The organism is Caproicibacter fermentans, from assembly GCF_014303955.1.
GTDB classification, from domain to species: Bacteria; Bacillota; Clostridia; order Oscillospirales; family Acutalibacteraceae; genus Caproicibacter; species Caproicibacter fermentans.
Genome location: NZ_CP060286.1, coordinates 2,205,632 through 2,228,513 on the forward strand (window position 1 = coordinate 2,205,632; position 22,882 = coordinate 2,228,513).

The 22,882-nt window shown below is 46.6% G+C and carries 22 protein-coding genes and 1 pseudogene; 10 read left to right on the forward strand and 13 right to left on the reverse strand.

The window, feature by feature from the left end; translation table 11 throughout:
* The first annotated feature begins 31 nt into the window (after positions 1 to 31).
* On the forward strand, positions 32 to 1,291 hold the full coding sequence (locus HCR03_RS10835) for an ArsB/NhaD family transporter (RefSeq protein WP_066644631.1): 1,260 nt from the start codon (positions 32 to 34) through the stop codon (positions 1,289 to 1,291).
* Between the two features lie 22 nt (positions 1,292 to 1,313).
* Complete coding sequence (locus HCR03_RS10840; RefSeq protein WP_066644504.1) at positions 1,314 to 1,763, forward strand: hypothetical protein; 450 nt, start codon at positions 1,314 to 1,316, stop codon at positions 1,761 to 1,763.
* A gap of 95 nt (positions 1,764 to 1,858) precedes the next feature.
* Here HCR03_RS10840 and HCR03_RS10845 read toward each other — a convergent pair whose 3' ends face one another.
* The 5 genes from HCR03_RS10845 to HCR03_RS10865 form a co-directional block, all read right to left on the reverse strand.
* Positions 1,859 to 3,454: a DUF6056 family protein gene (locus HCR03_RS10845; RefSeq protein ID WP_187034220.1), complete on the reverse strand. Its 1,596-nt coding sequence runs from the start codon at positions 3,452 to 3,454 to the stop codon at positions 1,859 to 1,861.
* A 156-nt stretch (positions 3,455 to 3,610) separates the two neighbouring features.
* Positions 3,611 to 4,837 (reverse strand): MFS transporter, encoded by a 1,227-nt coding sequence (locus HCR03_RS10850; protein ID WP_187034221.1) that lies wholly within the window; start codon positions 4,835 to 4,837, stop codon positions 3,611 to 3,613.
* 102 nt (positions 4,838 to 4,939) lie between these two features.
* Positions 4,940 to 6,157 (reverse strand): methyltransferase domain-containing protein, encoded by a 1,218-nt coding sequence (locus HCR03_RS10855; protein ID WP_187034222.1) that lies wholly within the window; start codon positions 6,155 to 6,157, stop codon positions 4,940 to 4,942.
* A 295-nt stretch (positions 6,158 to 6,452) separates the two neighbouring features.
* Positions 6,453 to 6,902: a DUF2798 domain-containing protein gene (locus HCR03_RS10860; protein ID WP_066644497.1), complete on the reverse strand. Its 450-nt coding sequence runs from the start codon at positions 6,900 to 6,902 to the stop codon at positions 6,453 to 6,455.
* A gap of 27 nt (positions 6,903 to 6,929) precedes the next feature.
* The gene (locus HCR03_RS10865; RefSeq protein ID WP_156991313.1) at positions 6,930 to 7,889 is read right to left on the reverse strand and encodes an NmrA family NAD(P)-binding protein; all 960 of its coding nucleotides are present in this window, start codon (positions 7,887 to 7,889) and stop codon (positions 6,930 to 6,932) included.
* Between the two features lie 129 nt (positions 7,890 to 8,018).
* Here HCR03_RS10865 and HCR03_RS10870 point away from each other — a divergent pair, with 129 nt between their 5' ends.
* Positions 8,019 to 8,915, forward strand: a complete 897-nt coding sequence (locus HCR03_RS10870) for a LysR family transcriptional regulator (protein ID WP_066644493.1) — start codon at positions 8,019 to 8,021, stop codon at positions 8,913 to 8,915.
* A gap of 94 nt (positions 8,916 to 9,009) precedes the next feature.
* On the opposite strand, the gene HCR03_RS10875 is transcribed toward HCR03_RS10870, so the two are convergent.
* Positions 9,010 to 10,035 carry a LacI family DNA-binding transcriptional regulator gene (locus HCR03_RS10875; protein ID WP_156991314.1) on the reverse strand — a complete coding sequence of 342 codons (1,026 nt, stop codon included), beginning with the start codon at positions 10,033 to 10,035 and terminating at the stop codon, positions 9,010 to 9,012.
* Between the two features lie 199 nt (positions 10,036 to 10,234).
* Here HCR03_RS10875 and HCR03_RS10880 point away from each other — a divergent pair, with 199 nt between their 5' ends.
* The 4 genes from HCR03_RS10880 (at position 10,235) to HCR03_RS10895 (ending at position 15,089) form a co-directional block, all read left to right on the forward strand.
* Positions 10,235 to 11,503, forward strand: a complete 1,269-nt coding sequence (locus tag HCR03_RS10880; protein WP_066644488.1) for an extracellular solute-binding protein — start codon at positions 10,235 to 10,237, stop codon at positions 11,501 to 11,503.
* 88 nt (positions 11,504 to 11,591) lie between these two features.
* A complete protein-coding gene (locus HCR03_RS10885) occupies positions 11,592 to 12,479 on the forward strand; it encodes a carbohydrate ABC transporter permease (protein ID WP_066644486.1) in 888 nt (295 codons plus the stop codon).
* A complete protein-coding gene (locus HCR03_RS10890; RefSeq protein WP_187034223.1) occupies positions 12,476 to 13,321 on the forward strand; it encodes a sugar ABC transporter permease in 846 nt (281 codons plus the stop codon). The genes HCR03_RS10885 and HCR03_RS10890 overlap by 4 nt, the downstream gene beginning before the upstream one ends.
* Positions 13,322 to 13,337: 16 nt before the next feature.
* Positions 13,338 to 15,089, forward strand: a complete 1,752-nt coding sequence (locus HCR03_RS10895) for a glycoside hydrolase family 13 protein (RefSeq protein WP_187034224.1) — start codon at positions 13,338 to 13,340, stop codon at positions 15,087 to 15,089.
* Positions 15,090 to 15,638: 549 nt separating this feature from the next.
* On the opposite strand, the gene HCR03_RS20585 is transcribed toward HCR03_RS10895, so the two are convergent.
* A complete protein-coding gene (locus tag HCR03_RS20585; RefSeq protein ID WP_228725200.1) occupies positions 15,639 to 15,788 on the reverse strand; it encodes an SEC-C metal-binding domain-containing protein in 150 nt (49 codons plus the stop codon).
* A gap of 203 nt (positions 15,789 to 15,991) precedes the next feature.
* On the opposite strand from HCR03_RS20585, the gene HCR03_RS10905 reads away from it, so the two are divergent.
* The 3 genes and pseudogenes from HCR03_RS10905 to HCR03_RS10915 all read left to right on the forward strand — a co-directional run bounded on the left by HCR03_RS10905 (position 15,992) and on the right by HCR03_RS10915 (position 18,862).
* Positions 15,992 to 16,876, forward strand: a complete 885-nt coding sequence (locus HCR03_RS10905; RefSeq protein WP_187034225.1) for a LysR family transcriptional regulator — start codon at positions 15,992 to 15,994, stop codon at positions 16,874 to 16,876.
* 309 nt (positions 16,877 to 17,185) lie between these two features.
* A complete protein-coding gene (locus HCR03_RS10910; protein ID WP_156991316.1) occupies positions 17,186 to 17,389 on the forward strand; it encodes a hypothetical protein in 204 nt (67 codons plus the stop codon).
* Positions 17,390 to 17,554: 165 nt separating this feature from the next.
* A pseudogene (locus HCR03_RS10915) lies at positions 17,555 to 18,862 on the forward strand (CynX/NimT family MFS transporter).
* Positions 18,863 to 18,937: 75 nt separating this feature from the next.
* Here HCR03_RS10915 and HCR03_RS10920 read toward each other — a convergent pair.
* From HCR03_RS10920 to HCR03_RS10945, 6 genes are all read right to left on the reverse strand, one after another.
* Positions 18,938 to 19,441, reverse strand: coding sequence for a DUF4417 domain-containing protein (locus tag HCR03_RS10920; protein ID WP_156991318.1), 504 nt, complete (start codon positions 19,439 to 19,441; stop codon positions 18,938 to 18,940).
* Between the two features lie 126 nt (positions 19,442 to 19,567).
* Positions 19,568 to 20,098, reverse strand: a complete 531-nt coding sequence (locus tag HCR03_RS10925; protein ID WP_187034226.1) for a GNAT family N-acetyltransferase — start codon at positions 20,096 to 20,098, stop codon at positions 19,568 to 19,570.
* A gap of 168 nt (positions 20,099 to 20,266) precedes the next feature.
* A complete protein-coding gene (locus tag HCR03_RS10930; RefSeq protein WP_187034227.1) occupies positions 20,267 to 20,566 on the reverse strand; it encodes a barstar family protein in 300 nt (99 codons plus the stop codon).
* Between the two features lie 192 nt (positions 20,567 to 20,758).
* Positions 20,759 to 21,148, reverse strand: a complete 390-nt coding sequence (locus tag HCR03_RS10935; RefSeq protein WP_228724949.1) for a minor capsid protein — start codon at positions 21,146 to 21,148, stop codon at positions 20,759 to 20,761.
* A gap of 275 nt (positions 21,149 to 21,423) precedes the next feature.
* Entirely contained in the window at positions 21,424 to 21,729 is a 306-nt protein-coding gene (locus HCR03_RS10940; RefSeq protein ID WP_187034228.1) for a hypothetical protein, read from the reverse strand.
* Between the two features lie 56 nt (positions 21,730 to 21,785).
* A complete protein-coding gene (locus HCR03_RS10945; RefSeq protein WP_187034229.1) occupies positions 21,786 to 22,751 on the reverse strand; it encodes an alpha/beta fold hydrolase in 966 nt (321 codons plus the stop codon).
* Positions 22,752 to 22,882 lie beyond the last annotated feature (131 nt).

The window sequence follows — 22,882 nt, forward strand, 5'->3', positions numbered from 1 at the left end:
ATCAATGGAATAAGGAGTCTTGTCTATGCAAATGATTGCCTCTCTCACGATTTTTGTAATTGTCATGGCACTGGTGATGAGTGAAAAGGTAAATCGAACGATCGCTGCTCTGGTTGGCGCAAGCCTCATTCTGGTTTTAAAAATTATGACGTTCAGCGAAGCTCTGAATTATATAGATTTTAATACTCTGGGCGTTCTGGTCGGCATGATGATCATTGTGGGAATCGTGAAGAACACGGGGATTTTTGAATATCTCGCCATTTTCGCCTCCAAAAAAGTGAAAGGCGATCCCTGGAAAATCATCCTCAGCCTGAGCGCGATTACGGCCGTTATTTCGGGGATTCTGGATAATGTGACGACCGTACTGCTGATTGTGCCGATGACGTTCGTCATTACGGACACCCTCGAGCTGGACCCGATTCCCTTTTTGATTCCGGAAATCATTTCGTCCAACCTGGGCGGCACGGCGACTTTGATCGGCGACCCGCCGAATATCATGATCGGCAGCGCCGCCGGGCTGGGCTTTGTAAACTTTATCGCAAATCTGGGACCCATCGTCGTCATTATTTTCGCCGTCACCTTCTTTATCCTGTATTTTCTGTTTCACAAGCAGCTTGTCATCAGCGAGGAAAAGAAGCAGGAAATCCTTCATTTTAACGAAAAGAAATCGATTAAAAACAGCTCGCTTCTGAAAAAGTCCTTGTTCGTCCTCGGGCTGGTGATTCTGGGATTTTTCTTTCACGAGCAGCTGGGCTACCCCTCCGCTCTGGTCGCGCTGAGCGGCGCGGCGCTTCTCTTGCTGCTGAGCGGAGAAAACGTCGACGAAGTGTTTTTGAACATTGAATGGCCGACGCTGTTCTTCTTCGGGGGACTGTTCGTGCTCGTCGGGTCTTTGGAAAAGGTCGGCGTCATCAACGAGCTGGCAACCGTCATTGTCCATGCGACCAAAAACAATCTGCTTCTGACCGGAATCATCATCGTCTGGTTTTCCGCACTGGCTTCTTCCATGCTGGACAACATCCCCTTCGTGGCGACGCTGATTCCTCTCATCAAGGCCATGGGGACCCACGGGATGCACATCATGCCGCTTTGGTGGGCGGTTTCCCTCGGCGCGTGCCTTGGCGGCAACGGAACCCTCATCGGCGCCTCCGCAAACGTGATCGTCGCGGGGCTTGCGGAAAAGCACGGATACAAGCTGACTTTTTCCCGGTACCTGAAATACGGGTTCCCCCTGATGATCGTATCCATTATTTTATCGACCATCTATCTTATTGTATTTTATCTGATATAATAGAGTCGGGGGGTGTTTATCCATGAATAATATGTCTGCAAATCAGGAAGAAATCGACATGATGTTGACGCAGATGGGGGCCGACGTGACGAGCCTGCATGGAATCATCAGTTTTATTCGTTTCAATTTGGATCAGACGGAACTGTTCTACGTGTACAACATCAACGCGAAAAACCAGTATTTTCTTCAAATGGTGAAACCCTATCCCGCGGCCGCGGGCGTTTTTTCGAAATCCAAGGCAGTGGTCCAGTACATTAAAAACGACATCAGACAGTTTAGAAACGCGAGCAACAGCAACGTGTTCCAGGAGTTTATCGCCGTAAACCAGAATCTTTACGACTCGATTCAATCGATTAAGGACGTTTTTATGACCTATAACGTGCCGAAAGACAAAATGCTGGAGATCAAGGAAAAGGCCGGTGAGATTTCCGCCGTGCTCGACGAGATCAAAAGCACAAGCTCCGTTCTTTGACGCGCTCCGCTGTCATTCTCCAAAGCCTTTCATAAAAAAGCAGATTTCCCCGCCTTTCGCGGCGGGGAAATCTGCTTTTTAGCGCCCGGGCCTCGTCACTTCAGTTCGTAAACCGCCGCCCCGCGCCCGGCCTCCGCTTTCGTATATTGGATTTTCACGGAGTCCGGAAGTCCATAGTATTTGCGGATCGCTGTTTCATAGCTGCGGGGCCTTTTGTCCGGCTTAAAAATATACGTCACGTTGCAGAACGTCCAGTCAAACCGATTGTAATCGATCAGCACGGTGCTCCGTTCGCCCTGCCGCGCTTCCAACATCTGCCGCTCAATGTCCGCCGCCGCCGTGCCGTTGATCACGGCGCCGCGCGCGATGCAGGCAAACGAAACGATTCCGATCAGAACCAAAGCGCCCTGCAAAAGGCTCGCCCGGCGAACGGCGCCGCCGTAATCCCACAGAACGCAGAAGATCATCAAAAGCGCGAGCGCGTACAAAGGCATCCTTGCCCGGCCGCTGCTGGCTGTCGCCACCGCCGGAATCGCCTGGGACGCCCACATCCCCACATACAGGACCGGCAGATAAGCGCGGCTTCCCCCTCCGCCGGGGTCTTTCTCCTGTGCGAACATCAGCAGCACCGCGAAAATCAGCAGAAGATACAGGATCCAGTAACAGATCAGCGCGGCCTCCGCCGTCTGCTGAAAACGGCTGCGCTGCGGTTCCTCCGCCGGCAGGGTCAGCATCGGAAAACGCATGCTCCAGCTCAGCGGCGTCAGCAGCGCGCCGAAACAAAGATAAAGCTGAAGGAACGCGCCGAGCTTCCCGTGGCCGGACCGGCGGGAAAGCAGAAAAACCGCTGTAAGGCCCATCGCAATCAGCCAGGGCCATTCCTCGTTCACGAGCGGGACGAAATAGCTCATGAAATTATGAAGAAAAGCCGCCTTTTCGCTTTGCTCTCCGTTTTCCTGCTCCATGCGGAAATAGGCTCCCGGCGCCGTCAGCATGAAAACCAGCGCCCCGGCGCACAGCGCCGTCAGGACTCCAAAATAGACCAGCTCTTTTTTCGTCCGGTCCTTTTTCAGATAACAAAGCGCCGCAACGCACATCCCCAGCAGCATCGTTGTGACCTGCTCGTGCAGCAGGGCGGCGGCAACAAAGCATACGGGCGATATCCAGTGAAAAGCTTTCGGCAGGCTCCGTCCGCGCAGACTGTTGTAAAAAGGGAGAAAGCCCACCAGCATCAGCAGAAACGGATAGATGTAATTGGCTGAGCCGTCCAGCCAGAGGAAAGCGTCGGAAAAGAGCCGGGACGACATGGGCAGAAGTCCGGGAAACACCGCGCACACGCAGGCAAGCAGCGCGCTTCGCCGGTCCGCGCTTCCCGGCCGGAGGGTCCCCCTGACGTAATAAAAAAAGGCGAGCGAAATTCCGGTCGCCGCCAGCGCGGTCGTCACCTGCCAGACGCGCATGCCCGCCATCAGGAACAAGCCGGCAAGCAGATTCCCCATTCTGGCCCCGCCGTAAGTATAGTAGTCCAGATACTCGTTCCAGATTCTGGGGAAACTTCCGCCGTTTACGCTGAACCGGTAGTCGTCTCCCTGTAAAAAAGTATAGGAGTAAATCACCAGCCAAAAGACAAGCGACATCAGAAAGGGCGCGTAAATCAGAAAACGCCCCGAGTTCTTTTGTCCTTCGTTCATCTTGAATCTCCTTCTCGGGTTTGGTAATTATTTACAGAATGATTCTGCCCCGCCTTTCCCGAGGATATTCCAAAATGAAAAATCCCCCGCTGCCTTTGCGGCAGCGGGGAACGGCGATTCTTGATGAATTTGCGCGATTCAGAGCAAAGGACCTTCTTATTTCCGATTCACCGCGGAATAGAGGACAAACAGCAGGATTCCTCCGCAGAAGGGCAGGAAATATGCCGGGAAAATTTCCATCATGACTCCCGACAAAATATAACCGGCCGGGGTAGCTATTTTAACCGCGCTGATGCTGAGGCTGAGGGAACGCCCTCTGAGTTCCTCCGGCACCCGGGTCTGAAAATGATTGATGAACGGAATATCGATCAGGGAGACGGCAAAGCCGGAGCAGGCCAGCACAAAGGCATAATAAGGAATCAGCAAAACCGGAGCGGCGTGGTCACTGAAAACCGGGAGGGCTCCGAGCAAAACCAGGCAAAGGGCACAGAAAGCTCCGGAAATCCTCATCAGTTTTCCGTACGACATCATACCGGTGATCTTTCTGACCAGCAGGGCGCCGACAATCATGCCGACAGGCGAAAAACACTGAACCAGTCCGAATGCTTTCGGGGACAGGTGAAAAACATTGTTTAGGATGTATGGAACGGGTACGGAATAGCACAACGCAAGAAAGAAATTGACTGTTACGAAATTTCGCAGGGAGCTTTTGATCCAATCCGATTTCTTTATGTAATCGAATCCCGCCGCGAGCTCCCGCTTGAAATCGAATCCGGAGTTTTGAGGCGTAAGGTGATTGTAAAGACGGAAATCGATCAGGCACTCGGTAACGGTTGAAAGGAAAAAGGCGATTCCGTTTAACAGGACAAAGTACCGTATCTCCATCGCGGCATAAAGAACGCCCCCCAAACCGGGGCTGACAATGCCTGCGGCAGAGTCGACAATTTTCCCGATTGAATTGACAGTTAAAACATGGGGTCCCGAAACAAGATTCGGGACGGCGGAGTCCATGCAGACATTATAGAGCGTCTGAGAGACGGCAAGCAGCAGGGTTGCGGTGTAAATGTCAAAAAGCGTAAGGCCGTTTCCGGCGGCAAAAAACAACCCGGCAAACAGAAGCCCTTGGAAAGCGTCGGTCAGGACCACAATAATTTTTTTATTGAACCGGTCCGCAAGGACTCCCGCAAACGGACCGATCAGGACAGCCGGCAGGATCTGCAGCGAAAGCGTAACCGCGAACGACAGACCGGACCCCGTCATTTTCAGGACATACAGTCCCATTGCGAACGTATAGACGGAAGACATCAGAACAGACGTGCTTCGCCCCAGAAAGAACATCACAAAATTAAACCGTTCGTGTTTTTGAATCCAAGCCGATCTCACAACAGCGCCCCCTCTTATGCGCTCATTGTAAGACGTGGTGCCGACTCGGCGTCAAGCACCCCGGGACGCCGATTGCTGCGGCAAAAATACAAAAAGGTCGGGTCAACCCAACCTTTTTCCAGCAAAACCGTATGTCAGAACCTTTTCCCCGTTTTGAAAGTAATTTTCATAAATTCCGCCTTTGGCAACGACGTCCGATAGATAATCCGACTGCTTCAAAAACCCCAGTTCCTCAATTTTCCTGCCGACCGGGCCAACTCGAAAGTTCTCCCGGCAGTCCACCGGGACCAGGCTGTCTGAGCTGAAATTCCGGAAGATGATATAGGAGCCGAACAGAGCGGCGTCTTTTTTAAAGTATCGTTCCATGGAATTTAAAAGGAATTCGCTGTGGTCAAAACCATAATTGCTGCTTCCCGCGAAGTCACAGATAAGATCCGCGGAGTGTTCCGCCAGAGGAAGCTCTAGAAAATCACAGCAAATGAAGAAAATTTCCTTTTTCTTCTCCGCATTTTCCAGAATCTTTTTGAGCGAAAGCAGGCCGCCCCTGTTGCAGTCAACGGCGATGTACACCGTGTTTTCCGGCAGGTCATCATAAATCCGTCTTAATAGAAAACCGCTTCCGCTGCCCAGTTCCAAAACAACTTTTTCCGAAAGGCCTTTAAAATCAATCTTCTGAACCGTCCACTCCAGGGTTTTATAAACATGATTCAGATATGCAGCGTCAGTATGCCGGATGTAGGACAAGGGCTCAGGAACCCGGTCTTCGCAGACGGCCTTATCGGGATTTACGAAAAGGATGCCGTCCTGAATCGAGTATTCAACTCCGCAGTTGCATTTAAGCGTTCCTGACAGGATCATATTGTCCTCTACGGCGGCTTCTTTCAACAGGAGGGGGCCGCCGCAGCGGTGGCAGCAAAGAAGGCGCAGCCAATTCAGGCTGATTCCCATTGGGAATGGCTTTGCTTCGCGTTTCCCGTCCAATTTATGAAGCTCGTCTTCCAAACAGGATTTTTCCCTGTTAAGAGCCTCTATTTGCATCTTTACCTTTTCATGCTTGTCTTTAAAAATGTTTTGATAGAATTCCTCCCGCTGAAAAGAGGTCATTTTTCCAAGATGCTTCACGATGAAAATATCTTTAATCTCCAGAAGAGTAAATCCAAGTGACTTGAAATACAGGATTTCTTCAAAATCCTTCTGGCATTGCAGGTCGAATTGGTATTGCTTCCCGATTTTTTGCGGGATCAGTAATTCAAGGTCTATATAATGCCGGATTGTGTCGATACTGACCCGGTTGTGTCTTGCAAACGCGCCAATTTTCACACCGCATCACTCCCTAACCGTTGTCCCATAAGCTAGATTCATTATAATGCCTCCGCGCGGGCTTTACAACTCAGATTACGCCAATAATATACCCGTCAAGTGAAGTCATCCGAATCCCCCCGACAATTCAAAACCAATCTTGCAGGAAGCGAAGGGCTTTTCAGCCAGCACGGGGCGCGACAGGCCTGAGGCGCGCCCCTGCTTCAAACAGCATGTAAAAAAGCCCCGAAAAGCCGGCGTTTCCACCGCTTTTCGGGCTTTTACTTCCGGACCTGTCCCGTCAAAAGTGCCCCGATTATTTTACTCCGGTCATGGCATTGCAAATCCTGACGGCTGCCGGCGTGAGTACGATCGAAGTCAGCAGGGAAGCAAGAAAGGCCAGCGGCACGCTGCCCAGCCAAGCCATCAGGAACGGCGGTTTGAAACCGACGTTGATCAGCGCAAACGTGAGAGACAGCACGACCGCCATCATCAGGCAGACCGGTATGTTTGAAATGACAATGTACTTGAATTTGCCGGGGCTGGAATGAAACGTTTTTTCCGCCAGCTTCGCTCCGAACGGCGCTGCGGGGATAATGAGTCCCGCGACGAATGCGACGGCCAGGGCTTCCAAAGACGAGATCAGAATTGCCGCCGGGGGGAATGCGCCCGTGTTTGCGTAAATCATAACGGTCGATACGACAATCCCGTTAAACAGCGACATCCAGAAATTCATAACAATCCCATAATGCTTTGGGGAGATCATAATTCGATTTCTCCTTTTTTCTATCAACTATCTTAACTGGCGTATATTCGTAAGCTTTTCTTTCCAAACATAGCTGTACGTATCAAGCAAATCCGGAATCTCCAGCGGCTTTCTTCCGGTCAGCTTTTCCACGTCGTGGGAAACCACTCCCATCTGTCCATTGGCGATTCCTTTTTCATTTGTGACCATATCCATTGTGCAGAAGGGAACCGGCGACCGGGAATAGTCTCCGTCCGTTGTGGCGGGGATATGAAGCGCTTCCAGGTAGTTCCGGAATTCTTCATCGTCCATGGGGACGAACTTAAAGTCGATCCCTGATTTTTCCGCAATCATTCTGCAGATGTCCCTCTGGCTCACGGGGGTCAGGCTCGTCAGATCATAATCCTGATTGCGGCCGCCTTTGCCCAGCAGCAGCGCGGCCGCACAGCGTGCGCTGTCGTCCTTTGCGATATACGTTGCCTTGCCGTCGCGCGCGTTCGTCCCCCAGACATTATTGCTCAGCATGGCAAGGATAACGGATACCGTAAGATAATTTTCCATATAAAGGTTGTTCCGCATGATGTTGTACTCGACGCCGCTCTCCTTTAAATAGGCCTCCGTCGGCCTGTGGTCCTCCAGCACATACTGATGGTATCCCTCGCGGTTGGCGCCGAAAAAAGAGGTGTAGGTAATATGCTGAACCCCGGCCTCTTTGCAGGCGTCGATTACATTTTTATGCTGCTGCACGCGTTTGGGCCCGTTGATGATGCTGGAGACAAAATAGATCCTGTCGCCGCCCCGGAACGCGTTTACCATGCCTTCCTTATCGTCGTAATTTGCCTGCCGGATGGTGATGCCCTGCTTTTCCCAAGCCTCTTTTTTCTCCGGGCGCAGACGGTTCAAATCCGGGCAGGTGAAGATCAGCTGTTCCCCCGGAACTTCCTTCATTACGTTTTGGGCAACTCTTCCCGCCAGTTGACCGTCACAGCCTGTTACAATGTATCGCATTTTAGTTCCTCCTTACGGAATCATGTTTAACGGCTCTATTCTGACAAAATTTTAACATTATCTTTTGAGAAAGTGAAATAGAAATATGCTATACTATATACAGAAATCGAATTACAGGGGGGAGCTTTTTTGGATATTAAGCAGTTGGAATGCTTTGTAAACCTCTCGGAAACCCTGAATTTCTCCGCTACCGCGCAGGCCATGTTCATCTCTCAGCCGACCGTAAGCAATCAGATCAAGCAGTTGGAAGAGGAGATTGGATTTGAGCTGTTCAAACGGACCAAAAGAGAAGTGGAGTTAACCAAAGCCGGCGCTTCTTTCTATGAGGACATCAGGGATGTGATCGCCCAGATCCACCAGAGCATCGTCAAAGCGAAAAACTATGCGGAAAAATATGACTCCACCTATGTGGTTGCGTATGAAAGCAACTTTCTCGCAATAAGCTTTCTTTCGCAGATCGTCGCGCGGTTTAATGCCAAACACCCCAATATTCTGCTGGACCTTAAGATGACGGATTTCACGAGGAAAAACATGCTGTTCCTTGAAAAAAGAGTCGATTTTCTCTTTACCGTCAGGGACAATGTGATCGATCTTCCCAATACACAGTATCATGAGCTGTATCGCGGAAAATATGTATGCGTTGTTTCCGAGGACTGCGCCCTTTCCCAAAAGAAGAAAATCGCATACCGCGACCTGGAAACTTATAATTTAATCCTGCTCAATCCGATCCAGAGCCCCGAGGAAATGATTCAAATGGAAAAAAGAATCATGGAGGAATGCCGGTCTTCGCCGGTCTTATACACGGACAATCAGCTGAGCGGCTGCACCATGGCAAAATGCGGACTTGGGGTTGCGATTATGCCGGACTTTATCTGCATTCCGGATCCCACTCTTTGCGTCATTCCATTAGAAACTGAAGACTTCGTCCCCTATGGGATCGTATGGCATAAAGACGACAAACGGAAAGAAACCGACGATTTGATTCAGGCGGCAATAGACGTCTATCGCAGTAGCAGGACAGAATAAGTTTGCTTTTTCAATAAATCGAACTGCCGCCGGCTTTTGAACCGGCGGCAGTTCGATTAGAAGGGCTGCTTTTGATGAGCCATGATCTACCGATCTATTGCTTCTTCGCCCCTTGTGTGGAGCTTCTTACGATCAAAACGGGCAAGGTGGTATAAGTCTGCATCTGAAGCTCAGGATTTTTGATTTTTCTCAGGAGAAGAGAAGCCGCCTGCATGCCCATATCGTGAACATTGACATCGACGACGGTTGGCATGGGATCCATGATTTCTGAAAACGGATAATTGTCAAAGCAAACCAGCGCGATATCGTCCGGAATTTTCAAACGGTGCCGGTGAATGGATTTGATCACGCCGAACGCGACCGCGTTGTCCTGACAAATGACGGCGTTCGGCCGGGCGGCGCAAGCGAAAAGTTCATTGGCAAGGGTAAAGCCGCTGTTGCTGGAAGAATCGCCGTATTTTACAAACTCAGGAGACACCTCCAGCCCTTTTTCGTTCATGACAGAAAGGAAGCCGTTGAAACGCTGTAAAAAGATTTTGTCTTCCCGCGCGCCTCCGACGAATGCGATTCTGCGACGGCCGCATTGGCAAAGATGTTCGGCCGCGATCTGTCCCGAAAGAAAATGATTCGTGTCAATCCAGCAGGCCTGGCTCTCAAAATCCGGCTTGCCGATAATGATATGCGGAAATCCTGATTTTACCAGAAGCGCGGTCATGCTTTTTGTTGTCGCGGAGCCATGAACGACTAAACCGTCCGCGATTTTCTGCGCGATCATGCGTTCGACCGTCTGCGTGGCCCGGTCCGCCTGCTGAATCCCGACCAGGCTTAAATTGTACTCTTTTTGCGCCAGCGTTTCCTGCACGCCGCACAGAATGTCGAACATATGCGGGTTGGTAAACGCAATCTGCGGCTCCAGCTTTGTCAGAAACGCAATGTTGCGCGTCGTCTTTTTTGCGAAATTGCGGGCCTGCAGGTTTGGGCAATAGTGCAGGCGCTCCATCACTTCCCGTACATGCCGGGCGGTTTTTTCAGGGATTGTGGGCGAATGATTTATTATTTTTGAAACGGTGGACGGGGAAACATTCGCCTCGCGCGCAACGTCTTTTATGGTAATCGACATTTCAATGCACCTCACAATAAGGAAAACGGTTTACTAATATATTAAACCGTTTTCCCAAAAAAATCAAGTGAATCGCACAAAAAGTATTGATAATTTTGATAAATATCATTATAATTGACTTGTCAGAGGGAAACAAGCCGTTATCGATCGTTAAACTTTAAGAAAACGGTTTCCTAATACTGAACATGGAGGGATTCTTATGAAAACGCGAACCAAATTTACGGCACTCCTGCTGGCGGCCTGTACAATGGGATCAGCGCTGACAGGCTGTCAGGGAAGCACGGGAGCGGCGTCTTCCAGCGCGCAGTCTGCAAACGCGGCCGTCTCTTCCGCCAATTCCCAAAAGCCTGTGTCAATTACGGTTTGGCACGAAGCAGAAGACGGAATCGTAAAGCCGCTGAAAACCGAGCTCGACAAACTGTCGCCTAATATCACCGTAACATTTCAACGGAAGCAGAATATGAGCGACGCGCTGAAACTGTCGGGCAACGACCCGTCAAGCGCGCCGGATCTGTATTTGATGGCGCATGACAAAACCGGCACTTTTGCCCAGATGGGGATTCTGGCGCCCGTCACAGACTTTATTTCGGAAAGCGAACTGAGCGATTTGATTCCCATGACGGTAAAAGCCGGAACCTATCAGGACAAAATTTATCAGCTCCCCGTTTATTTTGAGACGCAGATGCTGATCTATAATAAAGCTCTGATGAAAAAGGTTCCCACGACAACGGACGATTGGCTAAGCTATATGAAAGCGAACACGGATACGAAAAAAGGCACCTACGCGCTGGTTGAGCAGCACAGCACCGCTTATTACGCGGCGGCGTGGATGCATTCGTTCGGAGCGACCATCATTGACGGGGAGGGAAAACCGGAACTCAACAGTCAGGCAATGAAAGACGCCCTTACATACCATAAGCGGTTCGTTGCCTATGAGCCGACCGACGGCGAGTACAACACGGACACAACGCTGTTTCTCTCCGGCAAAGCGCAGGCGATCATTCAAGGGCCCTGGCTGATTCCGAGCATCAAGAGCGCCGGCATCGATTACGGCGTTGCTCCGCTGCCAACCGTAAATTCCACCGGCAAGCCGCTGATGCCCTATTCCGGAGTGGAGGGCATGTACGTTTTGAAAAATGCTGAGAGCGCCAAAAAAGACGCCGTCGCCGCCGTTCTGCGCCAGCTTTTAAAGCCGGAGGCCGGTATTGCCCTTGCCGAGGCCGCCGACGAGGCCCCGGCTAATTCCAAGTGCTACGACGATGCCGCGGTCAGCGAAAACGCGAGTCTGATGGATATGAAAAACACGGCTCAAACCGCTGTTCCGATGCAGAATGTCCCTCAGATGGACGTCATGTGGACCGTAACCGAAAACGCTCTTTCCGCAATCAACAAAAACAATCAAGAAATTGCCGCCCAGCTTGAAGACGCGCAGAAAAAAGCGATCGAGGGCATCGCGGCAATGCAATAAACGTATGATTCTGTGCTGAAAGAAGGCGGTGCCCGTTGGAATTTTAAAATGGGCGCCGCCCTTTATCCTAAAACAGTTGGTGAATGAAATGAACAAAAAGTCGCGGCCTTGGTTTTATTCCTTTCCGGCGCTTGCCGTAATCAGCCTGATCATCTTGTTTCCAATCCTGTATACCGGCTATTTGTCTTTTACCAATATGAATATCTACCATTGGTTTAACCCCGGAATAATCGGGTTTGAAAATTACAGAAAGGCATTATTTGTTTTTGACAGCGGCTTCTTACCCGCACTGCTGCGAACAATTCTCTGGACGGTCCTGAATATGGCGATCCAGGTTGCCGTCTCCTTCCTGATTTCCGTTCTTTTGAACAGCGAGGGCTTGGTCCTGAAAAACTTTTATAAAACTCTGCTGATGTTTCCGTGGGCGATGCCGGCATATGTCTCCATCCTTCTCTGGCGCCTTGGAATCTTCAATTCTCAGTTCGGATTGCTGAATCATTGGCTGAGTCTTTTGAAAATCGAGCCCGTAAATTGGCTGAACGGTAATCTCAGCGCTTTTCTCTGCTGCATGGTTGTCAATCTGTGGATGGCGTTCCCTTTTATGATCCTGACAATGGACGGCGCCATACAAAGCATCGATAAATCGTACTATGAAAGCGCGGTTTTGGAAGGGGCCGGCACATTTACCAAGATGACGAAAATCACATATCCGATGATACGCCCCATCATCATGCCGGCGGTGATCCTGACAACCTTTGTCACCTTCAAACAGTTTGACACGGTTTACCTGATGACGCAGCAGGTCGGTTCGAAAACCGGAGCGGACATTCACACGGTCATTACATACGCCTATGAGAAAGCGTTCATTACAAGCAACTACGGATACAGTGCGGCCATTTCCATTCTTATTTTCATTATTATCATCGCACTTACCGTGATCTCTAAAAAATACATTCGGGAGGGCGGCGCGCAATGATTCAGAATCCCCGAAAAAGGCTGATACGTTTAGCGTTTACCAACCTGTTCTTCATCTTCCTCTGCATTGCAGGGTTAATTCCGATTCTATACGCCCTCTCCGTTTCCTTCAACTCGTCCAACAGTGTGTTTGCCACCGGTTTCTCGCTCATTCCGTCCGATTTTACATTGGATCATTATAAGAATGTGATTTTCAGCCAGCCCTTTTTACTCTGGCTGAAGAACACGATGCTGCTTGCATTTTTCACGGTCATAATCTCGTTGGCGGTTGCCGTCCCGGCGGCTTACGCTTTTTCCCGGTTTCGCTTTCGAGGCCGAAAAACCACGATATACCTTTTGCTGCTGCTGAATGCCTTCCCCTCCATCCTGTCCATGCTTGCGCTGTACCGGCTGCTGCATTCGATGGGACTGATCAATACGTATACGGGTCTAATTATTGTTTACACCGGCGGCATGACGATTTTCAGCCTATGGAATATGAAGGGCTATTTTGACACAATCTCGATTGATATTGAACATGCGGCCCAAATTGACGGCGCCAATGATTTTCAAATCATCTGCAGAATCGTTTTGCCGCTCGCAAAACCCACGATTATTGTAACGGCGGTTCTTGTCCTCATCAATGTCTGGAATGATTATATTTTCGCGATTAACTTTCTTTCAGCAGCCGGCAAATACACCCTGGCAGCCGGGCTGTACACGCTGCAGGCAACGGAGCAAACCCGCAACTGGCCGTTATTTTCCGCGGCATCCCTTTTGGCTTCGCTTCCAATTTTAATTATTTTTTTCATCATTCAAAAGCAAATGAAATCAGGTCTTACTTCCGGCGGAGTGAAGGAATAGGAAAGGGGCACTGCTTTTGTTAAAAGAAGCAATTTTACATATACCGGATTCAAATTACGCTTTTACTGCGGATGGAAAGACCGTTGTCATCCGCCTGAGAACCAAAAAAGGCGATGTAGTGCGATGTACTCTTTGTTATGGGGACCGGGTCTGTCCGGAGGAGCCCGCTCCGGTAAAAGCAAAGCCGATGCGCCTCATAGGTTCGGATAGCCTGTTTGACTATTACGAGTGCAAATTGACCGCCTGCTGCACGAGGATATTCTATTACTTTACATTGGAAGACAAGGGGGAAACGACTTATTATTACTCAAATGAATTCCATGTAAGCCCCAAGTGCGGCCGAACCGAATACTATCAATTCGCTTATGTCCGCCGGGAAGACGCGGTCCATGTTCCCTCCTGGGTAAATTCAGCAATTATTTATCAAATATTTCCGGATAGTTTTGCTACCGAAAGACGGCATATCAGTGGAAAGGGGCTGCGGAAAACCGATAAAACCGGCTCCGTCTGCATCTCAAGGAACGGCGGAACTTTAAAAGGAATCATTGAAAACCTTGACTATCTTGTTACACTTGGCGCGAACTGCATTTATCTGAATCCCATTTTTTCAGCTTCTTCCTATCACAAATATGACACCACCGATTATTTTTCAATAGACCCCTGTTTTGGAACGGAGGAGGACCTGAAGCTCTTAGTGTCGGAATGCCATAAAAATAAGATACGGGTGATCCTGGACGGAGTATTCAATCACTGCGGTTCCCATTTCTTCGCGTTTCAGGATGTTTTGGCAAACGGCAGAGCATCCCGGTACGCCGACTGGTTTTACCGCCTGGAGTTCCCCGTTCGCTATGAAACTCCTCCGAATTATGAAGCATTCGCTTACGTTCGCGAAATGCCAAAGCTTAACACCGGCAATCCTGAAGTAGCAGAGTATCTCTGTCGTGTGGGGAAATACTGGATTCAAACAGCAGATATCGACGGATGGCGTCTGGATGTCGCAAACGAGATTAACCACGGTTTCTGGCGCCGGTTCCGGGAAACGATCAAGGCTGTAAAACCGGATGCGTTTTTAGTTGGGGAAATATGGGAAGACGCCTCCCAATGGCTCCAGGGAGATCAATTTGACTCGTCGATGAATTATGGCTTTTCTGTTCTCTGCAGAGATTTTTTCGCAAATCGGAGTATTACGACAGAAGAATTCGATCAAAAGCTCCACGCGATGTTATTTCGATATAAGACGCCGATCGCCTATGCTCAGATGAATTTATTGGACAGCCACGATGTACCCAGATTTTTATCCGTCTGCAACGGCAATGTAAAAAAGCTGCGGCTTGCGCTGTTTTTTATGATGACCTTCCTCGGAGTTCCCTCCATCCTCTATGGGGACGAAGCTGAAATCGACGGCGTCACGGAAGAGGATTATCGCAAACCGATGCCCTGGGAAAACCAGCCGGAAAAAGGCAAGCTGTTTCAATTTATTCAAAAGCTGATTATGATTCGGAAGCAACATGAAGCAATGACTTGCGGGGAATTTAGAACTGTTCCGGTAAACGAACCTGAAGTGTATGCTTTTTTCCGCAAGACCGGAAAGGAAAAACTGCTGATCGTTCTAAATAACAGCGACACGGAAAAGACGGTGAGGATTCCTTTTGAGGCGCCTGAAACGATCCGCCGGCTTTTCCCCGATCCGAAGACCAAAGATCAGTGGAAGGGGGGCGAATTTCTTAGCTTAGACGCGATGGAGGGGAAAATCCTTCAAATACAATAAGCGGAGAAAAGGCCACACGTCTGACATAACCCTTGTTGCCGCAAAAGCCAGAAGAGCCGACACTTTGTTTGGCTTTTCTGGCTTTTTGCGTTGGTCTGATCAAAAGATCTATACTGCTGCTGCGCTGAGGAGAAACCTCTACGCTGTTTGCTCGAATTTTTAATAAGACAATGTCCCGATAAAAACCATATATCTGATTTCACCCCCGCCAGTTTGTTTGGACGGGTGGTTCAATATCCGGATTTTCATGTACCGAATATATTTTATCACGATGGTCCCTGCATGTAAAACAGGTTTTCAAATCCAACATCGCCATCTTTTAACTGTCGACCGGCAATTCCATCGAAACCTACAGCACATCTATTCCTTTAAGGCGATCCCTCTATTTATTTTAGCTCAAAGAAAGCATAAACCCGAACGCTTCACCGATCAAAGTGAACGTTCGGGTTATGTGCGTTTGGTGCGGGTGTTTCGACGGATGAATGCCAAACTCTTCCGGCTAACTGCGGTTACTGCTTTCCCGGTTACCTTCAATTTGTTGTTTTGTCTTCAGTAATTTTCGGCGCGGCACTTCATACCTTTTAAACGGTAAGTCTCGGCTTGTTCATCAATAAGAGTATGACATTTTTTATATTTTCCACCGCTACCATACCAGCAGAGATCATTTCTTCCAAGTTTGTAGACATTTTTTCTCCTTATGTTTCAGATTCGAATAGAACAGTATTTTGTCAGTGTAGCCATTGATTTTCACCTGAATTCTGTCACCTTTTTAACGAGAAGAAATGAATAAATACTAGATGCACTTGATTGACTCTATTATACCTGCTATTATTAATAAATAAAAATATATAATTATATATATTTCAATAATAATAAATATATTAATAAGAGGGAGAATTTATATGGACTTGCTGCAAATTAAATACTTTCAGACTGTGGCCCGTATGCAGCATATGACAAGAGCCGCTGGTGTTCTGCAGATTGCGCAGCCTGCCCTTAGTGCAACGATAGCAAAGCTGGAGGAGGACCTCGGCGTCCCTTTATTTAACCGGACAGGCCGTAATATTGTTCTAAATAAATATGGGAAAGCGTTTTTGAAACGAGCAGACAGGGTTTTAAAAGAAGTTGAGGAAGGGCGCCGGGAAATCTCTGATTTGTCTGGGAGTGAAATGGGGTTCGTGTCTTTTGCGTCCACATCTATGAATCAAGAATTTAGTAACTTTATAGGAGACTTTGCACGACTTCATCCAAAAGTAAATTTTCATATCACGCAGTTAGGTGACGATAAAGTAAAGCTGCATCTTTTGGAAACTGACGAGATTGATTTTGCCTTTCTTAATACCATTACCGAGCATCCCAATATATCCACCGTTAATTTGGCAGAGGAAAACATCTTTTTGGCAGTGTCACCATCTCACCATCTTGCCAATCACCGGACGGTTTCTTTTCAGGAAATGAAGGGGGAAGCCTTTATCGGATTAAAAGCCAATTTCAGCCAGAGGGAGTTTTGTGATGAACTGTGCAAAAAGAATGGGTTTGTACCCAATATCATCTGTGAGTGCAGTGAATCAACGGCGGCGATCAATTTAGTCGCAGCTGGACTGGGAGTATCTTTTTTACCATGTTCTGATGACGAAAAAAAAGAACTGCCGGTCTCTCTGCTGGAGATAGAAGGGACAGATTTTAAAAACATTCTACGGCTCGCTTGGAAAGAACAGCGATATTTTTCGAAAGCTGCGGAGCGTTTTCGCGAGTGTGTAATTCAACGTTTTCAAAAAAACGTATAGATCTTTGAAAAAGGGTGTACCAGACAATAGGTGCGCCCCCTCTTTTTATAACACTATTGATACAATATTGCTTATGAGTATATATATAATAATATATTTTTAATTATTGAATCTAAGGCTTATACTGTAAGCAGCAAAGGAGTAGAAGAGTTTTTCAAACTTTGTTTGTATAAATCTGTTTTTCAGAGTTCAGAGCGTACAAACTTTTTTATTGCCCCTTGGTTAGCATGCGCTAACCAAGGGGGGGCGCAAATACACACTATTGCATGACACGAAGATGATTTGCTTCAAGAATTGAAGGGAGATAATATGAAAGATGAAAGAAATAAGCAGTGGAGAGAGTATGATGAAGAGGGATACGAAGCCTTAGCAAAATATCTTCTAGCATATCTCCGGTCCTGCTTACCTTATTGCTGTGGTTGGATGCCGTATTATTACGAATATGAACCAAGAAAACATATGGGTGAACCTCGTTTCAGCAAACATTCAGATAAAACAAAGGACAAGAAATAAAAATCAGATTGCCGTTTCAGTCTGAGCGGTTGATTTATTCAAGCGGGAATTCACGGACACGGTTAAATTTATTGACCCTGGTGACCAGGTCCCGGATATCGCGGCCGGTTGTGGCTATCAACAAGTGGCTGTGTCAATAAATACTGATTAGACAAGGAGAAATTCATGGACCAATTAAATAAATCTCAAGAGGAAAATGTCTCTTTACCGCCATCGAAATCTGCACCTTTCATGCTGATAATCGGAATTATATTTATTGCCGCAAATTTACGCTCCCCCCTGACGGCGGTTGGCCCAGTGGCTGATCAAATTCGTGGCAGCTTGCATATTTCAAATACATTAACAGGCATGATAACAACCTTTCCATTAATCGCTTTTGCGGCATTTTCACCTTTTGTGCCAAAATTAGCGCGACAGTTTGGAGCGAAGTTGGTGCTGCTTTGGTCACTTGGTTTTCTGACGTTTGGCATTGTATTGCGCTCATTGTTTGGAGAACGTGGTCTGTTTTTTGGAACAGCTATTATTGGCTTATCCATTTCTGTCGGCAATGTGCTGATGCCCAGCCTGATCAAACGTGATTTTCCAAAACAAATCGGTACAATGACGGGCATCTATAATGGTTCCATGACCCTTTTTGGAGCAATAGCATCCGGTGCTAGCATCCCAATTTCAACAAAAGCAGGATTGGGATGAGAGGGTTCGTTAAGTATTTGGGCTGTACTTGGTTTTCTATCTTTTATCCTCTGGATACCTCAAGTCATACAGAAAAAGCGAAAAACGACCGCTTATGAAGGAACAGTCAACAGTGCCAGTAAAACAAAATTCAAAGACTGCTATCAAGAAAAGAACGAAATGAAGAACGCTCAGGGATCGTCCAGTAACAAGGTCAACTTATGGAAATCCCCTTTGGCATGGCAGGTAACGCTATATATGGGACTTCAATCCGTGGAGCTCTATTGCATGTATGCATGGCTGCCGGACATTTTAGTCCATCAGGGTATGGATTCAGGCAAAGCAGGATGGATGCTCTCCCTTTTTCAGCTTGCGTCTCTCCCCGTTGCATTTTTTGGTTCAGTTCTTGCAGGACGTAAAGCTAATCAACGCCCGGTGGTTATCGTTGCCTCTCTATGTGTTTTGTCGGGACTATTGGGGATGTTTTTTGGAGCGACGGGGCTTACATTTCTCTGGATGATTCTTATGGGCAGCGGTTGCACGCTTACTTTTAGTTTATCTCTGATCTTTTTTAGTTTCCGTACAAAAAATGCAGATGAAGCGGCGAGACTTTCTGGCATGGCACAGTCGGTTGGTTACCTGCTCGCTTCTTTTGGACCCACACTCTTGGGGTTCCTGCATGATGCGACTAACAACTGGACATTGCCGCTTGCGGTTCTGATTGGAGCTGCCGGTATGTGCTTGTTGGCCGGGCTAGGCGCATCGCGTGATCTGCAGATCACTTCCACTGTCGGACATTGAAACATCTTCAGGAGAAGATTATGTAAAAGCCATCTATGATTTATTTGAATAATGTTATTATAATTCTTATCATTCTCATTTACAATATATCCGCTTTTGATAATGAGATTGCTTCCTACCGGAAGGAGTTCTTCTCCGCAGATGTATTTTGCGTATTTGGATGGTATGTATAGGTTCATTCATATGCTTCCACGAGCTTAGTTCATAGTCGACAAACGCAATGTCGCCCTGCATCTCCGGGAACGGTTCGTTATAACAGATCATTTTTTCCGGTTCAATGCGGTGCAGCATCTCATTGTAGCCCTTGGGGAAAAACTCCTTCTGGTTCTGACGGTTGTCGTGTTCAGATCCCATATAGGTTGACACCGCGACCGTGGAGCCCTTCTCGATTCCATCAAAGCAAAATTCAAATGTATTTTCGTTCCCCCAACTGACGGTTGGAACGACTCGGATTCCTTTCGACGCAAAATAGGCACCACACCAACGGTTTCGGAATGTATTGGTAAGCTGCAGAACCGGTGCCATTTCAATATACATACTAAAATCGGGAGAAAGCACCGCACGGTAGCACGTAGCCACTTAAGAACCCTTTCAACGCCTGTAAAAAAAGCAACATGCAGATTCGAAACCTTACATGTTGCTTCTTGGATGTTTCATTTGCCCATTTTAGATGCAGACTTATAATCACATATACACATTTTGTAATTATTGCAGCAATTTCTCATATAATTTAAAGTGATTTAATCCATAATTTCCAAGTCCCAAATCGACAGTGTCTATATACTCAAAACCACATTTTTCATACAACTTGATAGCTGGTACGTTATTTTCATAAACATCAAGCCGGATAGATTTAGCATGTTCAGCCATACAATATTGAGCTGAAAAATCCATCAAGCTCGTACCAATCCCGTTTTTTAGATAATCAGGGTGAACAACAAAAGTATATACCACAAAAATTCTGGAGTAATCGGAATCAATTTTCCATCTAGCCTTACTATACGCAGGTTCTGGTTCATGGCTTAGTATAATAGAACCCACTATTTTCCCTGCAATTTTCGCAACATAAAGATTGTCGTTTGTAACACCGTTTACTGCATTTTCACGAATTGGATACACACCTTTTATCCAGCCTGGATAATTAATACTGCCTGCCAGAAAGTCATTCAAATCGTCATAAAGTTGTGCAAGTTGGTCAATATCAAATTCTGTTCCCTTTTCAATAACAATATCCATTTAAAGTCCTTTATCCTATAAGTAATATAAATAGCTTGCATCAAGTATATCATAAAAATCACCATAATAGAAGGTAGGAAAATCCATGTGCAGGTTCGAAACCCTTTACACATGGATTGTAACTGTGTCATTTGCTCAATTTAGAGCAGATCTCAAAACCTTTAGCAGTCAGTTGATGATTTCAAAGTCAAAATTCCATCCATACTTTTTGTGATCATCTTTATTTCTCTGTAAAATTTCGTGCATTTTTTCAATATGCCAATTGAATTCTTTTGATAAGGTATGCTCTCCAAGAATTTTGATCTTGTCGGCATCACATTCGGTCTGAAGCAAATCCCAAAAAGCGTCCCAATTTTCACCGTACCAGTCCGGAAAATCAAACGCTTTCCTGATTCTCTGGTGTAGCTCTCCTAAAGATTTGCAGCCGGTTAGATCCAAAGTAGTAATCTTTTTTTCCTTCCATTTCAAGCCCTCCCTATATTACCTCAATAAACGTTTCATAATGGTCATACGTTACAAAGACAAACCGTCATTTGACCAAAGCAAACGGTGCCCATTGCGCTTTCCGCTGTAGTAATTGATATCTGCTTCCTGCCGGATACGACCGGAGGCCTGTGGTAAATGTCCATTATCATTGCAATAAATCCCCCTTGTAAACATTTAGCCTAGTGCGAATTTAGAAGGAGCCTTTCCCGGTCTCCAGCCCAAACTGGTTAAATCCTTTTCTGAAATATAATAATCCGGAAATTTTTTCATATTCTTAATCCACCAGTCGGCGCCGTTTTCGCTATCTTTCGTAGCCTCTCCTGCGAAAACCGCTTCCATGTTTTGAACTTCACAGCGACAGTTTGGATGGACGGGCGGTTCTATATCCGGTATTTCATTTACCGAATATATTTTACCATGATGATCCCTACATGTAAAACATGTTTTGGAATCCAGTTGTGCAATCCAATGTCTCATCTTGTACTCTGAATGGTTGGCGGTTGAAAAGTATATACATTTTTCTTCACGAGATAGAACAAATCCAGCCATTTTCTTTACATACACGCGAACGTCCTCCTTTAAGTGATAAGCATTACATTCTTTCACTTAACCGGAGAAAACAGGCAAAAGCTGCCCCTTAGAGGGCAACTTTTAAAGAATTTATTAAAAATCTGCCGCAGCGTTGGATGCGGCCGCATGAAAAACCTTTTCAAAATTGGTAAAAAACAAAAAAACAACATGCAGGTTCGATACCTTACATGTTGCTTTTTCATTGGTGCGGGTGATTCGACGGCTGAATGAATCATCAAAAGCTCTATTTCCTGGACAAACGCTTCGCATTATTTGAGAGAGTGATAGGCCTTCTTATAATCCTCATAAGAAAAATCACGAATCAAATTTTCAAGCTCAAACCCAAATTCATCGTTATAAAATTGTAAAAATGATTTTGCAGCCTGATAGCCCACATCAACATCGTCTACCTCTCTCCCCTTAGCGGTTTTGGCAAAACAGTCGCAAAAATCGTCGTAAGCGGCCGGGTCCGCAGATATTGAGTCTTTGAATAAAAATGGATTTAGGTCGCCTAGTAACGAGCCAACAGAATCAGAAGGATGGGCTGAATAATAAGCGTCGATCACATAGAACATGGATAAATAAGCATTTAATAATCTTCCTGTATAGTTTCCACGATAAGGTGAAACAATTATATCTTGTCAGATAAACTTACTTGATTTTGCAAAACATCAACGCGTAAAATATTGCACATTTTTTCAGGCTCTTCAAAGCAAGGGCTGTGTGCGGAATTTTCAAATGTGTAGAAACCTTTTATGGGAGCCTTTAGCGCCGTTGCAAAATCCTTTGCTACTACATAAGATGCTTGATAGTCGTGCCTGCCTTGGAAAATATATACGGGCACCTGCAAGCATGGTACCTGCTCTGTTAAATCCGTTTTAATCATACAATCACACAAATATTTTAGTGAAAAACTGCTACCTTTTGCGAATTTAATCTTTTCACTTAAAGTATACCCCTTATATCTAAGCACTATTGCAACAAAATCAAACATTGATGCCATGCTTCGCATAACACCGATACCAAGCTTATTCATACCTTCACTCCGCGCTCCGGCAAGATATTTTATACTGATGTCGCCACCAGCTTCAATTGGGAATTCTCTTAATCGTCGTATCATTTTTTTGTCGTTTGACTTCTCAAATTGCTCAAGCATATATGTATACGCCAAACGTTCTGAACGATCTTGTTGTACTACTTGTCCAATGCCTATATAAGCATGAAAAAACTCAGGTTGTTGCTTAACTGTGATAGCACCCAGCAAAGAACCCCATGAATGTCCCATGATATATATTTTTTCTTTTCCAAAGCGATTGCGTAAATAATTCGTCACCTCAATCGTGTCCGAAACCATCTGTTCAAGTGTCATTTCTTTCGGAGTGATTTTACGGTTATATGATATTCCGCTACCTCTTTGTTCCCACCAGCAAACAGTAAATAGCTTTTCTAAGCCAGTCGGGTATTTTTCAGCAAATGCAATTTCGGGTGCGCCAGGTCCTCCATGTATATATAGCAACACAGGGTTTTCAGTATTTTCGCTCTGCAAAAACATGCATTGCTTTGACCCATTGATTTCTATGAAGAACTTTTCATTCATTTTATTACCTCGCAAATTATAAATTATCCGCAGTTCAAAACTACCCGATAAATTTTTGCTTATTTATGCAAGTACCAGCAAAATTATAGCAGACAAAGATGCAAAAGGAAATACACGCAAACAAAAACAGA

Excerpts from the sequence above, each read along its gene's own strand:
- HCR03_RS10835 (WP_066644631.1), top strand. The coding sequence starts at position 32 with ATGATTGCCTCTCTCACGATTTTTGTAATTGTCATGGCACTGGTGATG.
- HCR03_RS10840 (WP_066644504.1), top strand. The coding sequence starts at position 1,314 with ATGAATAATATGTCTGCAAATCAGGAAGAAATCGACATGATGTTGACG.
- HCR03_RS10845 (WP_187034220.1), bottom strand. The coding sequence starts at position 3,454 with ATGAACGAAGGACAAAAGAACTCGGGGCGTTTTCTGATTTACGCGCCC.
- HCR03_RS10860 (WP_066644497.1), bottom strand. The coding sequence starts at position 6,902 with ATGATCTCCCCAAAGCATTATGGGATTGTTATGAATTTCTGGATGTCG.
- HCR03_RS10865 (WP_156991313.1), bottom strand. The coding sequence starts at position 7,889 with ATGCGATACATTGTAACAGGCTGTGACGGTCAACTGGCGGGAAGAGTT.
- HCR03_RS10875 (WP_156991314.1), bottom strand. The coding sequence starts at position 10,035 with ATGTCGATTACCATAAAAGACGTTGCGCGCGAGGCGAATGTTTCCCCG.
- HCR03_RS10880 (WP_066644488.1), top strand. The coding sequence starts at position 10,235 with ATGAAAACGCGAACCAAATTTACGGCACTCCTGCTGGCGGCCTGTACA.
- HCR03_RS10885 (WP_066644486.1), top strand. The coding sequence starts at position 11,592 with ATGAACAAAAAGTCGCGGCCTTGGTTTTATTCCTTTCCGGCGCTTGCC.
- HCR03_RS10890 (WP_187034223.1), top strand. The coding sequence starts at position 12,476 with ATGATTCAGAATCCCCGAAAAAGGCTGATACGTTTAGCGTTTACCAAC.
- HCR03_RS10905 (WP_187034225.1), top strand. The coding sequence starts at position 15,992 with ATGGACTTGCTGCAAATTAAATACTTTCAGACTGTGGCCCGTATGCAG.
- HCR03_RS10910 (WP_156991316.1), top strand. The coding sequence starts at position 17,186 with ATGAAAGATGAAAGAAATAAGCAGTGGAGAGAGTATGATGAAGAGGGA.
- HCR03_RS10925 (WP_187034226.1), bottom strand. The coding sequence starts at position 20,098 with ATGGATATTGTTATTGAAAAGGGAACAGAATTTGATATTGACCAACTT.
- HCR03_RS10940 (WP_187034228.1), bottom strand. The coding sequence starts at position 21,729 with ATGTTCTATGTGATCGACGCTTATTATTCAGCCCATCCTTCTGATTCT.
- HCR03_RS10945 (WP_187034229.1), bottom strand. The coding sequence starts at position 22,751 with ATGAATGAAAAGTTCTTCATAGAAATCAATGGGTCAAAGCAATGCATG.